Annotated in this window: 15 protein-coding genes; 12 read left to right on the top strand and 3 right to left on the bottom strand. The window is 73.9% G+C overall.

Going from position 1 to position 13875, the window contains the following annotated elements; translation table 11 throughout:
• From ACWGDE_RS26435 to ACWGDE_RS26450, 4 genes are all read left to right on the top strand, one after another.
• A partial coding sequence (locus ACWGDE_RS26435) for an aminotransferase class I/II-fold pyridoxal phosphate-dependent enzyme (protein WP_453391525.1) occupies positions 1–1540 on the top strand: 1540 nt, incomplete at its 5' end.
• A 243-nt stretch (positions 1541–1783) separates the two neighbouring features.
• The gene (locus tag ACWGDE_RS26440; protein WP_453391526.1) at positions 1784–2185 is read left to right on the top strand and encodes an LAETG motif-containing sortase-dependent surface protein; all 402 of its coding nucleotides are present in this window, start codon (positions 1784–1786) and stop codon (positions 2183–2185) included.
• An 8-nt stretch (positions 2186–2193) separates the two neighbouring features.
• On the top strand, positions 2194–2868 hold the full coding sequence (locus ACWGDE_RS26445; protein ID WP_453391527.1) for a SigE family RNA polymerase sigma factor: 675 nt from the start codon (positions 2194–2196) through the stop codon (positions 2866–2868).
• Positions 2865–3404: a hypothetical protein gene (locus ACWGDE_RS26450; RefSeq protein ID WP_453391528.1), complete on the top strand. Its 540-nt coding sequence runs from the start codon at positions 2865–2867 to the stop codon at positions 3402–3404. The genes ACWGDE_RS26445 and ACWGDE_RS26450 overlap by 4 nt, the downstream gene beginning before the upstream one ends.
• Positions 3405–3426: 22 nt before the next feature.
• Here the strand turns inward: ACWGDE_RS26450 and ACWGDE_RS26455 are convergent, their stop codons facing one another.
• Positions 3427–3888: a MarR family winged helix-turn-helix transcriptional regulator gene (locus ACWGDE_RS26455; protein ID WP_453391529.1), complete on the bottom strand. Its 462-nt coding sequence runs from the start codon at positions 3886–3888 to the stop codon at positions 3427–3429.
• Between the two features lie 266 nt (positions 3889–4154).
• Here ACWGDE_RS26455 and ACWGDE_RS26460 point away from each other — a divergent pair, with 266 nt between their 5' ends.
• From ACWGDE_RS26460 to ACWGDE_RS26475, 4 genes are all read left to right on the top strand, one after another.
• The gene (locus ACWGDE_RS26460; RefSeq protein WP_453391530.1) at positions 4155–5372 is read left to right on the top strand and encodes an MFS transporter; all 1218 of its coding nucleotides are present in this window, start codon (positions 4155–4157) and stop codon (positions 5370–5372) included.
• 102 nt (positions 5373–5474) lie between these two features.
• Complete coding sequence (locus ACWGDE_RS26465) at positions 5475–5909, top strand: GlcG/HbpS family heme-binding protein (RefSeq protein ID WP_453391531.1); 435 nt, start codon at positions 5475–5477, stop codon at positions 5907–5909.
• Between the two features lie 60 nt (positions 5910–5969).
• Complete coding sequence (locus ACWGDE_RS26470; protein WP_453391532.1) at positions 5970–7604, top strand: family 20 glycosylhydrolase; 1635 nt, start codon at positions 5970–5972, stop codon at positions 7602–7604.
• Positions 7605–7732: 128 nt separating this feature from the next.
• Positions 7733–8170, top strand: a complete 438-nt coding sequence (locus tag ACWGDE_RS26475) for a GNAT family N-acetyltransferase (RefSeq protein ID WP_453391533.1) — start codon at positions 7733–7735, stop codon at positions 8168–8170.
• Between the two features lie 7 nt (positions 8171–8177).
• On the opposite strand, the gene ACWGDE_RS26480 is transcribed toward ACWGDE_RS26475, so the two are convergent.
• Positions 8178–9029: an endonuclease I family protein gene (locus ACWGDE_RS26480; protein ID WP_453391534.1), complete on the bottom strand. Its 852-nt coding sequence runs from the start codon at positions 9027–9029 to the stop codon at positions 8178–8180.
• A 232-nt stretch (positions 9030–9261) separates the two neighbouring features.
• Here ACWGDE_RS26480 and ACWGDE_RS26485 point away from each other — a divergent pair, with 232 nt between their 5' ends.
• On the top strand, positions 9262–9828 hold the full coding sequence (locus tag ACWGDE_RS26485; RefSeq protein WP_453391535.1) for a DJ-1/PfpI family protein: 567 nt from the start codon (positions 9262–9264) through the stop codon (positions 9826–9828).
• A gap of 178 nt (positions 9829–10006) precedes the next feature.
• On the top strand, positions 10007–10954 hold the full coding sequence (locus ACWGDE_RS26490) for an SMP-30/gluconolactonase/LRE family protein (protein WP_453391536.1): 948 nt from the start codon (positions 10007–10009) through the stop codon (positions 10952–10954).
• On the opposite strand, the gene ACWGDE_RS26495 is transcribed toward ACWGDE_RS26490, so the two are convergent.
• Positions 10938–11750 carry a glutamate ABC transporter substrate-binding protein gene (locus ACWGDE_RS26495; RefSeq protein WP_453391537.1) on the bottom strand — a complete coding sequence of 271 codons (813 nt, stop codon included), beginning with the start codon at positions 11748–11750 and terminating at the stop codon, positions 10938–10940. The genes ACWGDE_RS26490 and ACWGDE_RS26495 overlap by 17 nt on opposite strands.
• Before the next feature lie 178 nt (positions 11751–11928).
• Here ACWGDE_RS26495 and ACWGDE_RS26500 point away from each other — a divergent pair, with 178 nt between their 5' ends.
• Together ACWGDE_RS26500 and ACWGDE_RS26505 are read left to right on the top strand one after the other, a co-directional pair.
• Positions 11929–13050, top strand: coding sequence for a hypothetical protein (locus ACWGDE_RS26500; RefSeq protein ID WP_453391538.1), 1122 nt, complete (start codon positions 11929–11931; stop codon positions 13048–13050).
• Between the two features lie 134 nt (positions 13051–13184).
• Complete coding sequence (locus ACWGDE_RS26505; RefSeq protein WP_453391539.1) at positions 13185–13721, top strand: TerD family protein; 537 nt, start codon at positions 13185–13187, stop codon at positions 13719–13721.
• The last annotated feature ends 154 nt before the right edge of the window (positions 13722–13875 follow it).

The raw sequence follows: 13875 nt of genomic DNA on the forward strand, positions 1-13875 counted from the left end.
GCTCGGGGTTTCACGTGGCCTGGACTCTGAGGTGCACCAGCGCCTGTCGGACCCCCGACACGTGGCGCGCCGGGGCCGAGCCGGGACGATCGTGGTGGCGGCCCCGGTGACCGCCGGGTCGCCGGCCGGGGGAGTGCCGAACGCTGGACCGTGGGCCGCCGGTCTGCCGACTGCCCGGCCGGTGGATGCCGGAGTGCCGGCCACTGGACGGCCGGCCGCCGGGCGGCTGAGGTCCGGGCAGCCCCGCGTCGTATCCGCGGCGGCGGGCGGCCGGGTGTCCGCCGGGCCTGGGGCCCTGGACGTGAGGGCGGCATCCACGTCCAGGTCGGGGCAGGGGCCCGGGACCTGGCCGGCCGGGGCCGGGGGTGCGGCCCAGGACGGCCCCATCGCCCCGCCGGGCAGGGCCTCACTGGTCGACGCCCTGCGCGCCACACCGTGCCGCATCGACCTCTCGCCCGGGGTCCCCGACCTGACCGCGTTCCCGCGTACGGCCTGGCTCCAGGCCGAGCGCAAGGTGCTGGCCTCCCTCACCCCCGCCGACTTCGGCTACGGGAACCCGCAGGGCGCGCCCGCGCTGCGCGAGGCCATCGTGGGCTGGCTCGCGCGCGGCCGGGGGATCCGCGCCGACCCTGCCGAGGTGGTCGTCGTGGCGGGCGTGGCGCAGGCGCTCGGCCTGCTGGCGCAGGTGCTGCGCGAGGAGGGAGTGCGGCGGGTCGCGGTCGAGGACCCCGGCTCGCTCGGGGCCCGGCAGCAGCTGGAGCACGGCGGCATGGAGATCCTGCCCGTACCGGTGGACGAGGGCGGGATCGACGTCGCGGCCCTGGCGGCGGGCCCGGCCCAGGCGGCCCTGCTGACGCCGGCGCACCAGTTCCCGACCGGGGTGGTCCTCGACGGGGAACGGCGCCGCGAACTGCTCGGCTGGGCGCAGGCCGGCGGCATCGTCATCGAGGACGACTACGACGCCGAGCACCGCTACGACCGCGCCCCCGTCCCCGCGCTGCGCGCCCTGCTGCCGGAGGCCGTCTGCTACGCGGGCAGCGTGTCCAAGCTCCTCGCCCCCGCCCTGCGGCTGGGATGGCTGCTGGTCCCGCCGCACCGGCTGGACGCCGTGATCGAGGCCAAGCGGTACGCCGACCTCGGCAATCCGGTTCTCGCCCAGCTGGTGCTGGCCCGGCTGATGGAATCGGGCGAGCTGGAGCGCCACCTGCGCTTCGTGCGCCGCCGCCACCGGGCCCGCCGGGACGCGATGCTGCGGGCGATCGCCGCCGAGCTACCGGGGGCGCGGGTGCACGGAGCGGCCGCGGGCCTCCACTTGATGGTCACCTTCGACGGGCCCGACTTCGCGGCCGTGGACGACACCGCCCTGGCCGCGGCGGCCCTGTCCCTCGGAGTCAAGGCCCACCCCCTGTCCTGGCACCGCCTGCACCCGGGCCCCCCGGGCCTGGTCCTCGGCTACGCGGCGGGCCCACCGAGCGAACTGGAGGAGGGCGTAGCAGCCTTCGGCACAGCCCTGCGCCACCTCCGACGATCCACCCCCTGACCGAGCCGGGCAGGCCGAGCCGGGCCCGGGCCAAGTCGTGCCGAGCAGGCCGGGCTCGCCGGACCGCCGGCCCCTTCGGGCCCGCCAGCACTCCCTGGCCAGGGCCCGACAGCTCCCCGACCCGGCCCCGAACCAGCCCCCGGAAAGTTTTTCCGGAAGGGCGGCAACCTCCCGGAGGGTCGTGCGTCGTGTGGGGGTGAAGGGCGTGAATCCGCGTCCTCCACCCGACCGTGGAGAACCACCGTGAAGAACCTGAAGCGTGCCCCGCTGAACCTCCGCAGGGCGGCGGCCGTTGCCGTCGCGGCCGTCGGGGCGGCCGTTGCGCTGGCCGGGCCGGCCTCCGCCGCGCAAGGGACGTCCGCCTCCCCGTCCTCCCCCGCGCCGGCGCCGACCGCGCCGTCCGCCTCGCCGAGCGTGCTCCCCTCCGCTCCGAAGCCGCAGCCCTCGGTGAGCCTGCCCCCGGGCACGCAGCCCAGCGTTTCTCCGAGCGGCGCCCCCAGCGCGGCCCCGGCCGCGCCCGGTGAGGCCGAGCTCGCGCATACTGGCTCCTCCGCCACCACCGCCGCACTGGGTGGCGGAGCCGCCCTGCTGGTGACCGCCGGGGCCGCGACCCTGTACGCCGTGCGGCGCCGCGTCAACGGCTGAGGACCTCCGTGCTCCACCTCGCACTGCACGTGGGCCCCGCCGTGCCCGGTTCCTCCCGGACGCGGCGGGGCTTGTGGTCGTTCCTGCTGCGCCGCGAGCGGTCGGCCGCGCAGGCCCCGCCCGCGCCGGCGGAGCCCTACCCGCACGGGTACACGTACGGTCACGGCCGCGGCCACGTCCGCGAAGACGGTGGGCCCGAGCCCACCGTGACCGAGCTCTACCACGCCCACCGGCTGCGCATGGTCCGGCTGGCCGTGCTGCTCGTGGACGACCTGGGAACCGCCGAGGACGTGGTGCAGGACGCCTTCACCGCGCTCTACCGGCGCCACGGGGAACGGATCACGGAGGTGGACAACGCGCTGGGCTACCTGCGCACCGCCGTGGTCAACACCGCGCGCTCCGTGCTGCGCCGCCGGCGGACCGCCCGCGCGTGGATTCCGCCGACGCCGGCGGACGTACCGTCGGCCGAGGCCTCGGTGGTCCTCGACGAGGCACACCGCGAAGTGCTCGCCGCGCTGGGCCGGCTGACGGCCCGACGGCGGGAGGTACTGGTGCTGCGCTACTGGGCCGACCTGAGCGAGGCGGAGATCGCCGAGACGCTGGGGATCAGCCGGGGCGCGGTCAAGTCGAACGCGAGCCGCGGCCTGGACGCGCTGGAACGGATTCTGGAGGGTCGGATATGAGGCGTGGGGAGGAGGGGCCGGCGGGCGTCCCTGCGGAGGGATCGCCCGAGCGCCCCGTCGAGTTCCGGCTGCGGCAGGCCCTGGACGCCCGCGCGGCCGGGATCACCGTGCGCGAGTTGCGTCCGGCACAACCGCCGGGCCCGGGCGTACGGGTCCTGCCCTGGGCGCGGCTGCGACAGCGGGGCTTCGCGCTGCCGCTGGCGGGGCTGGCCGCGGCGGCCGCCGCCGTGGTCGGGTACGCCGTGCTGGCGCCGGACCCGGACCAGGTCAGGCCCGTCCCGGCACCGCCGGCCGCGCCCCCGTCGCCTTCGCGGACCGCCGAGGACCGCACCCCGGCCCCGGATCCGAGCGCCCCGGCCCCTGCCCCGGCCCCGTCCGTTTCGCCCTCGCCTCCGGGCAGTCCGAAGCCCACGCCCAGCGGGTCGGCCTACGGCGGGCCGCAGCCGAGCACGGCCCCGGCCGCACCCTCACGCTCCGCCACCCCGTCGGCGGTCGTCTCCGTACCACCCCCGACCGGGCCACCGGCCCCGCGCTAGGCCGTCTCGCGGGCGCCGGCGGTTACGCGGTGGGCGTCGGCGTGTTCTTCACGGCGGCCACCAGGGGCGCGAGTTCGGGCTTCTTCGCGGCCTCGTCCAGGGCCTCGCGCAGGGCCGTGTCGTTGGTGGGCCGGGCCTCGGCCAGGAGGGCCAGGCCGGCCGGGCTGACGTCGGTGTAGATGCCGCGGCGGTCGGTCGCGCAGAGGTACCGGTTCAGCAGTCCGCGGTCCTCCAGGCGGCTGACCAGGCGGGTCGTCGCGCTCTGGCTGAGCACCACCGAGTCCGCGACCTGGTGCATCCGCAGGTGGCCGCCGACGCCGTCGTGCTGACGGCTGAGCACGTCGAGCAGGGAGTACTCGCGCACGCTCAGCCCGTGTGCCGCCTGGAGCGCGCGCTCGATGTGCGTCTCGATCCGTCCGTGCAGGAGGGAGAGGGCGCACCAGCCCTGGGAGAGGGCGGTGAGTGCGCTGTCCGTGGCCGTCATGGGCTCCTCCTCGAAGGCGTGTGCCTCCAGAATAGGCCACGCGTGCAATAGCCCGCGCTTGCAAATATCCCGCGTCTGCAATTAATGTGGACGCAGGCAAACCGCTGCGGCAAGCAATCCGTCGGTCGACCGGCCCGCCCGCCGGATACGGCAGCCGCCGTCCGCCAGTCGTCCGGCTTCCCCGCGGCAGCCGCCGCCACTCCGCACGAGGCGCGACCGGCGCCGGCCGCGCGGCACACGCAACCTCCCTGAAGGGCAACCCCCTCATGCCTCTCGCACTCCTCGCCCTCGCCATCGGAGCCTTCGGGATCGGCACCACCGAATTCGTGATCATGGGCCTGCTCCCCGAAGTCGCCGGTACCTACGGCGTCTCGATCCCCACCGCCGGCTTCCTGGTCACCGGCTACGCCCTCGGCGTGCTCCTCGGCGCCCCGCTGATGACCGTCCTCGGCACCCGCGTCCCCCGCAAGCGGATGCTGATGCTGCTCATGGGCCTGTTCGTCGTGGGCAACGTGCTCTCCGCCCTCGCCCCCGCCTTCGGCGTCATGCTCGCCGGACGCGTCGTCGCCTCCCTCGCCCACGGAGCCTTCTTCGGCATCGGCGCGGTCGTCGCCGCCGAGCTCGTCGCCCCCGAGAGGAAGGCCGGAGCCATCGCCATGATGTTCACCGGCCTCACCGTGGCCAACGTCGTCGGCGTTCCGCTCGGCACCCTGGTCGGACAGCACCTCGGCTGGCGGGTCACCTTCCTGATCGTCGCCTCGCTCGGCGTCCTCGGCCTGATCGGCATCGCGCGGCTCGTCCCCGACCTGCCCCGGCCCGAGGGCGTGCGGATCCGCCACGAGCTGGCTGCCTTCCGCAACGCGCAGGTGCTCCTGGCCATGGGGATGACCGTCCTCGGCTTCGGCGGAGTCTTCGCCGCCATCACCTACATCACCCCGATGATGACCAACGTCGCCGGTTTCGCCGACACCTCCGTCTCCTGGCTGCTCGTCCTCCTCGGCCTCGGCATGGTCGTGGGCAACCTCGTCGGCGGCCGGTTCGCCGACCGTGCGCTGATGCCGATGCTGTACGTGTCCCTGGGCGCGCTGGCGGTGGTCCTGGCGGCGTTCACCCTCACCGCCCACACCAAGGCCGGGGCCGCCGTCACCGTCCTCCTCATCGGAGCCCTCGGCTTCGCGACCGTGCCGCCGCTGCAGAAGCGGGTGCTCGACCAGGCCGCCGGAGCCCCCACCCTGGCCTCGGCCGTCAACATCGGCGCCTTCAACCTCGGCAACGCGCTCGCCGCCTGGCTCGGCGGCCTCGTCCTCTCCGCCGGGCTCGGCTGGACCGCCCCGAACTGGGTCGGCGCGGCGCTCGCCGCCTCCGCCCTGGTCCTCGCCCTCGTCTCCGGAGCGCTGGAACGGCGTACGGCGGAGCGCGGCGACGCCGGCCGGATCGTCGCGGCCGGCGCCCCGGCGGCGGCGGCCGTCCCCGCCCACCACTGATCGCGACCGGCCTTCGCCGGTCCCCACCGATCCCCGCCGACCCGCCCCACCACCAGCACCCGGGGCGCGCCGCGTCGCCCCCCACCCCCGTAGGAGAACCGCATGTCCGCCCCCACCCCCTCCCGTACCGCCGTAGCCCCCCTGACCACCGCGGACGCCGAGGCGCTCGTCGTCGCCGCCACGGCCGCGGCCGATGCCGCCGGGGTCGCCGTCAGCGTCTCCGTCCTCGACGCGGGCGGGCACCCGCTGGCCTTCCGGCGCGACGACCGGGCCGTCCTGATCTCCGGCGAGACCAGCACCCGCAAGGCCTTCACCGCGCTCCAGCTGGACGCCCCGACCGCTGACCTGGTCGACGCCGTCCAGCCCGGCGGGCCGTTCCACACCCTGCCCACCGCCCTCGACCGCCCGCTGCTGTTCATCGCCGGCGGACTGCCCGTGCGCCGCGAGGGCAGGCTCGTCGGAGCGATCGGCGTCGGCGGCGGAGCACCCGCCCAGGACCACGGCTTCGCCGAGGCCGCGCTCGCCGTCCTGGCCTGAGCCTCCCCGGGTCGCGCGCCCGTGTCCCCCGTGCCACGTTGGTACGGGGGACACGGGTGCATGATGCGGCAGACGAAGCGGTACACGCGGAGCCACGTCATCGCGACGGCCACCGTCGCCGCGCTGGTCTCCCTTGCCGTCCCTGCCTGCACGGACGGCTCGGCCGCCCCCTCCGACGCCCGGGCCCCGACGGCCCCGACGTCGGCGGCCCCCTCCACGGGCGGTCCGGCGGTCCCGTCCCCAGCAACCTCGCCGAAGTCCTCCCAGCCGCTGTCCGCCGCCCCGCGCACCATCCCGGCCGTACGGGAACACGTGCCGGCCGCGGGCCCCGGCTGGCGGCCCACCCCCGGGGCGCGGGTCGTCGTACCGCCGGCCGACAGGGCGGCCCTGTCCGACGAGGGGAAGCTGCTGGCCGGTGAACTGCGCATGGGGTTCGCCGAGGCGGCCGCGCCGGGTCCCGGAGACGTTCAACTCGCCCTGGGCGGCGCGAAGTCGGGCGCTCCGGAGTCCTACACGCTCACCGTGGGCGACGGGCGGGTCCGCATCAGCGGACCCGACGAGGCGGGGGTCTTCTACGGCACCCGCACCCTCAAGCAGGAGGTCGGCGGGGGCGGTCCGGCACCGGAGGGCATCGTGCGCGACGCCCCGGCCAAACCGCAGCGCGGCCTCAACCTCGACATCGCCCGCAAGTACTTCGCGCCGGACTGGATCGAGGCCCGGCTGCGCGAGATGGCCGACCTGAAGCTGAACCAGCTGGGCCTGCACTTCTCCGACGACCAGGCCTTCCGGATCGAGTCCGACACCCACCCCGAGATCGTCTCCACCCCGCACCTGACCAAGGCCCAGGTCCGCCGGATCACGGCGCTCGCCGCGAGCCTGCACATCGCGGTCGTTCCCGAGATCGACTCGCCCGGACACCTCGGCGCGGTCCTGCGCGCCCACCCGGGCTTGCAGTTGTCCGACGTACAGGGCCGGGTGGTCAAGGGAGCGGTGGACATCGCGGACCCGGCGGCGGCCGAGCTCGTGGACGAACTCCTGCGGGAATACCTGCCGTTGTTCCCCGGCTCGGTCTGGAACCTGGGCGCCGACGAATACCAGGCGCTGGTCTACCGCGACCCGCAGGCCTCCTTCCCGCAGCTCGCGGCCGCGGCCCGGCAGCGCTACGGGCCCACCGGCAGGGTCCAGGACCTGGCGACGGGCTGGCTGAACGACCGTGCGGCCGTGGTCCGTTCGGCGGGCCGGGCGCCGGCGGCGTGGAACGACGGCTTCTTCACCGGCGGAGCCGTCCAGCCCGCCAAGGACATCCAGGTGGAGTACTGGACGGGCAAGGAGGGCGGCGCCCGGCCGCCGCTGGAGTACCTGCGCGAGGGCCGCGACGTGGTCAACCTCAACGACGAGTACCTCTACTACGTGCTGGGGGAGCCGAACCAGTTCACCTACCCCACCGGTCGGCGGATCTACGAGCAGTGGACCCCGCTCGTGCTGAGGGGTACCGCGGCCGTTCCCGAGCGGTACGCCGACCGGATCCTGGGCGCCCGCCTCGCGGTCTGGTGCGACCTGGCCGGGTCCCAGACCCAGGCCCAGGTGGCGGCCGGCATCCGGCTCCCGCTGGCGGCCCTGTCCCAGAAGGTCTGGGACTCCCGCCCGCCGGCCCTCGACTGGCCGGCCTTCAAGGCCCTGGCCGACCGCCTGTAGCCCGGCCCCCGCCGCCCGGCTGTCCGTCCGCCCGGCTGCCCGTCGGAACCCGGCTGCCCTGCCGCCCGCCACCGACGCGCTGCGAAATCCACTGGCCGCGCCCGGGGCCGTGTTGCTTGGATGCCGCCATGACCAGTGAGCTGCTGCCCTCGCCCGAAGGCTACGAGATCTCCACCGACCCCGCCCGGCTCGACAGGGCGCTGATCCACCGGTGGCTGTCCGAGGACGCCTACTGGGCGATCGGGAGGAGCCGCGACAAGCAGGAGTCCGCCATCGAGGGATCGCTCAACTACGGTGTCTACGAGGCAGGTTCCGGCGTTCAGGTCGCCTACGCCCGCGTCGTCACCGACCGGACCACCTTCGCCTGGCTCTGCGACGTGTACGTGGTCGGGGGCGCGCGGGGCAAGGGGCTCGGCACGGCCCTGGCGGGGGCGGTGCGCGACCACCTCGCCCCGTACGGGCTGCGGCGGATCATGCTGGCGACGGGGGACGCCCACGGGGTCTACGCCAAGGTCGGCTTCGCACCGCTCGCGACGCCGGAGGACTGGATGGTCCTCGCCCTCTAGGGGGTGTCTACCAGATGGAGTTGACCCACTCCGGGTGGTCGATGAACGGGTTCCGGTTGTGCTGGTAGGTGTCGTATATGACCTGGTTGCGGCGCTGCTCGAAGGCGTCCGGCGGGTCCTGCTGGTTCCACTGCTTGAGCAGGCTGATCCGGCCGAAGAGGGGCGCCGTACCGTTGTTGACCTTGTCGTTCATCTCCAGGTCGGCGAAGCCGTCGCCGCCGTCGTAGCGCACGGCCATGTAGAGCAGCATGCGGGCGACGTCGCCCTTGACCGCGTTGCGCGGTTCGAAGGAGTCGGAGTCGGTGAAGCTGCCGAGGGCCTCGGCCACCGGGCTGCCGCCCATGTCGAAGTCCTTGTTCCCGCGGGTGCTGTTGACGGTCACGTCCTCGGGCCGGAGGTGGTGCAGGTCGGTCCCCGGCCCGGTGGCGGTGCCGAAGTCCCCGTGGCTCTTGGCCCAGACGTGTTCGCGGTTCCAGTCGTTGACGCCGCCGCCGTTGGTGGACTTGGACTGGGAGCGGCCCGAGTAGACCAGGATGACGTTGTTGGGGTTCGCGGGGTCCTGGTCCGTGACCTTCAGCGCGTTCCACACGCCGTCGTACGTCACCTTGGACTGGTTCTTGATGATGTCGTGGAGCGCCGTCTTGAGCGCGGCACCGGTCTTGCCCTCGGCGGCGGCGTAGTACGCGTCCACGGCAGCGGTCGAGGAGGTGGCCGAGGAGGCGGTCGAGGAGGCCGGAGCCGCGGGCGCCGCGGGCGCGGCCACCGCCCGCTGTCCGGCCGTGGCCGAGGAGGGAAGCAGCAGCAGCGAGGCCGCCGCGAGGCCGGCCGCCCAGGGAGTCAGGCGCGAGATTCTCTTCACGTGGGGGTACCTCTCCACACGCACCGCTCCCGCCCGGGGATGTGGCGGGGCATCAGGTGGCAGAGCGAGGCTCACATTGTCATGTGCCCTACAGGTAAAAACCATGTGTCGGGAGCGGGATTTTCTACGCGCGTCGTTCGGGTGGTTTGGCTCGGGAATCCCTTGGCAGAACCCAGTGGTGCGGGCACGGTTGCGGGGGCCACACCGTGAACAGCCCTACCAGGAGCAGCCCATGGCAGTGAAGATCCTCATCGTGACCGGCGACGCGGCGGAGTCGCTGGAGGTCCTCTACCCCTACCAGCGCCTCCGCGAGGAGGGGTACGAGGTCCACATCGCGGCCCCGGCGGTCAAGAAGCTCCGGTTCGTCGTACACGACTTCGAGGACGGCTTCGACACCTACACCGAGAAGCCGGGTTACACCTGGCCCGCCGACATCGCCTTCGCCGACGTCGACCCGGCGCAGTACGCGGGGCTGGTCGTGCCCGGCGGCCGCGCCCCCGAGTACCTGCGCAACGACCCCGAAGTGCGGCGGATCCTGGCCGCCTTCGCCGGTGACGACAAGCCGATCGCCCAGATCTGCCACGGCCCGCTGATCACCGCCGCGGCGGGCGCCCTGGACGGCCGCCGGGTCACGGCCTATCCGGCCCTGGAGCTGGACATGAAGGCGGCCGGCGCCGAGTTCGAGGACTCCGAGGCGGTGGTCGACGGCACGCTGGTGTCGGCCCGCGCGTGGCCCGACCACTCGGCCTGGATGAGGGAGTTCCTGACCGTACTGCGCGGAAAGGCGCCGCTGGCGTAGGCCCCGCGCGCGGGGTCCGGCCCACGGCCGGCCCCGCGCCCCGCACCGTGAAGGCGGGGAGGGGGAGGCTCCCCATTCCCTTGTGGAGATCCGGCCCGGGGGCTGCCGGGAAGCGATCGCTGTGTTGAGGTTGGTGGGTCAACAGCGTTCGTTCTCAGGCCAGTTGAGAGGGTCGATCATGACTGGAAACTTGGACCGGCGAAGTTTCATCGGCGCGGCGGCGGCCCTCGGGGGCGTCGCCCTCGTCGGAGCGGGGACGGCCCCCGCACAGGCCGCGACCACCCGCCCGCCACGGCCCGAGACGATCCCCACCCCGGCGGGCTTCCAGCCCGAGGGGATCGCCGTCTCCGCGCGCGGTACGGCGTACACGGGCTCCCTGCTCGACGGCTCGATCTACCGCTTCGACCTCGCCACCGGAGCCGGCCGGATCATCACCCGCGGCCAGGGACCGGCCTCGGTCGGCCTCAAGCTCGACACCCACGGCCGGCTGCTCGTCGCGGGCGGCGCGAGCGGGCAGATCCGCGTGATCGACTCCGGTGACGGGCGGATTCTGGCCACTCACCAGGCCGCGACCGGCATCGCCTTCGTCAACGACGCGGTCGTCGGCTGCGGAGGCTCCTGGTTCACCGACTCCTTCAACGACGTCCTGTACTTCCTGCCCGAAGGCGGCCGGGAGCGGCCGCGCACGGTGGCCCTCGGCGGCGAGTGGCCCGCCACCAAGCCCGGAGGCGAGGAGTGGGGGGCCAACGGGATCGAGCGGACCCCGGACGGCCGGGCGCTGCTGATCGTGCACGACATGGCCGCGGGCCTGTTCCGCGTGGACCCCGCCACCGGCGCCGCCACCCGCACCCGGCTCGACGGCGGGGGCGTCAGCTACGGCGACGGGCTCGTGGTCCACGGGCGCACGCTGTACGTCGTACGCAATTGGGCCCAGGCGGTGGACGTCTTCACCCTGACCGCGGACGGCCGGCGGGGCCGGTTCGTGAAGCAGATCGCCGACCCGCGCTTCCACACCCCGACCACCGCCGCCGTCCACGGCGACCGGCTCTACGTGGTCAACGCGGCCTTCGACGACGACTGGTCGGACCCGGCCACCGCCTCGGAGGTCGTCAGCTGCCCGTCGTGACGGCGGGGGCCGGCTCGTACTTGTAGTTGTCGCCGAAGTTCTTCTTCACGGCCGTCTCCCAGGAGCCGTCCGCGACCATCTTGCGCAGCGCCTCGTTGACCTTGCGCTGGAGCTCGGTGTTGCCCTTCTTCATTCCGATCCCGTAGTTCTCGCTGCTCATGCTCAGCCCGACCAGCCGGAACTTGCCCTCGTTGCCCTTGCGGGCGGTGTACCCGGCCAGGATGGAATTGTCCGTGGTCATGGCGTCGACCAGGTTGTCCTTGAGGGCGACGAGGCACTCGGAGTAGCCGCCGAGCTCCAGGAGGCTGGCCTTGGGGGCCAGGTTCTTCTTGATGTTCTCCGCCGAGGTCGAGCCGGTGACGGAACACAGCCGCTTGCCGTTGAGGTCCTCGGCCCGGTTGATGGTGGTGTCGTCGGCGCGGACCATCAGGTCCTGGTGCGCGAGGAAGTACGGGCCGGCGAAGTCGACCTTCTCCTTGCGCTTGTCGTTGATCGAGTAGCTGGCCGCGACGAACTGGACCTCGTTGTACTGGATCAGCAGCTCGCGGTCGTTGCTGTAGACCTGCTTGAAGGTGATGTGGCCCGGCTTGTAGCCGAGCTCCTTCGCGATGTACGTCGCCACGTCCACGTCGAAGCCGGTGAAGGTCCCGTCGGGCTCGCGCATGCCGACGCCCGGCTGGTCGAACTTGATGCCGATGGCGAGGTTCCCCTCGGGCCCGTCGTCACCACCGCATCCGGACGCGGTCAGGACGAGACCGATCGCCGCGACGACCGCGCCGGTCTTGGGAACCTTCATGTTGCACTCTTTCCTCGGGTACGCGGGAACCGCGGGGGTGGGCGGACGCGTATACGAGGAAGCTAGGAAATCGCCGGGCACAGTGTCACGGCATCTGAGCAAAGCTTGAGGGTCACGATCCGGTCCGGCCGCAGATCCTGCGGCTGATCCGGGTCCGTACAGGAGGGGAGGCGGTCGCGTGGCCGAGGGCGGGGCAAGGGTCGAGGGGAACACGCTGCTGTTGGGCGAGGGGGTGCGGGTCCGCTTCATGCGGACGCTGCGGCTGCCGGAGTCGGGCACGCACAATCTGCCCCCGGGGCTCGGAGAGTTTCCGCTGCGGCGGGTGGAGGACCATCCGGACACGGTGCCCCCGGAGTGGCTCGCCAAGGGCGGGGTGATGCTCCCGGTCCACCTGCGCGAGGCGATGTGGCTCGCATTCGGCGGGACCACGCAGCCCACCGCGCTCCAGGTGGGCGTGGGCAAGGTGTGCGCCGTCTCCGGTGAGCGGTGGACGGGCAAGCTCGGGCGGCGTCCGCAGAACTACGTCGTACTGCCCCGCCAGCCGTGGCTGGACGGGATCAATTCGGGCAAGGGCACGGTGCGCCAGTTCGTGGCCGTCCCGCTCGGACTCGGGGCCACCGTGGAGGGCCAGGTCACCGGGGAGGAGACGACGGGCGGCGTCCAGCTGCAGGCGTTCCCGCTCGGCGCGAAGGCGCTGGCGCGGTGGCGGGAGGAGGAGCGGGCGCGCCTGTCCCTGCCCCGCCAGGGCGGTGGCCCGTACGGGGGCCCGCAGCCGCCCGGCTTCGCGGGCGGCGGCTACGGGGCGGCTCCGGCGATGGCGATGCCGGCCCCCGGCGGGCTGCCGGGCGGACCTCCCGGAGCGCCTCCGGCCTCGTCCGCGGGACCCTTGCGGCGCTCCGCGCCGGCCCCGGCTCCCGCGATGGGGCTCGGCGTCGGCGGGTCCATGCACCAGGAGGTGTACCGCGACGACCGGAAGCGGGGCGACTGGGCGGCCGAGCCGTCCGCGCGGATCTTCGTCCACCTGGTCACCCCGCCCGCATGGCGGCGGATCACCGGGGAGGAGGCGCCGCCCTCGCCGGTGGACCGGGCCGCCTACACCAAGGCCGGGCTGCCGTGGTTCGACTACTACGACGAGACCGCCGACGACCTGGCCCCCTCCGGCGTCCTGGGCGGGGTCGAGCCGGTGGGCGAGTGGCTCGGCGACGACGACTCCCCGTGGACCGAACCGGCCCCCGGGCAGGTCAAGCCCCTGGGGAAGTCCCCCCGGCCGGGGAAGCCCGTACAGGACGGTGACTGGTAGGACCTTGAGGCGGGTGGCCGGTGGAGGCCGCCCGCCTCCGGTGGACTGGCCGGGAACGTACGGCCGTTCGGAACCGGCGGACCGGCCCGTGACAGCATGGGAGGGCAACACACGCCAAGCGGAGGGGGAGTTCGGTGAGCGGAGTACGCAAGGGCCTGGCCAAGGTGGAGATCGCGCTGCGGTGGGATCCCAGCCCGGCCGGTCGGCCCGTCCACGACCTCGACATAGTCGCCGGGGTCTACGCCGCCGCCGACCCGTACGGGGAGCCCGTCCACCTCGTGCACTTCGGCAGCCGTTCCCCCGACGGCACCATCACGCTGGACCGGGACAGCCGGACCGGGCAGGGCTTCGGTTTCGACGAGGTGATGACCTTCGAGCTGAACCGGATCTCCTCGGAGCTGTCCCGCGTCGTCGTGGGGATCGTGATCCAGCGGACGGGCGACGGCCCGGCGCTGACCTTCGCCGACGTGGCGGGGGCCGGGCTGCGGATCAGGGAGGGCTACACCGATCTCGCCGTGGACGACTTCGCGGCCGTCGCGGCCTCGTCCGCGGCCACGGTCGCGGAGTTCACCCGCGATTCCGCGGGCGTCTGGTCGCTGGACCCGGCCGTACGGGGCTTCGACGCGGACCCGGAGGAGTTCGCCCGGGTCATGGGCGCCGCGCGGGTCTGAATCACCGCACCGGCGGGCCCGGCGCGTGCGGCCGGCCGGGGGAGCGGGTCCGGCCCGGTGAGCGGGGCCGGTCCCCGCGCGGAGCGGGGGGGGGGGTGGGCCGGGGGGGGCTGTCCGGCCCCCCGGCGGGGGGGGGGTATGGTGTTGTAACAAC

The organism is Streptomyces sp. NPDC054956 (assembly GCF_053609185.1).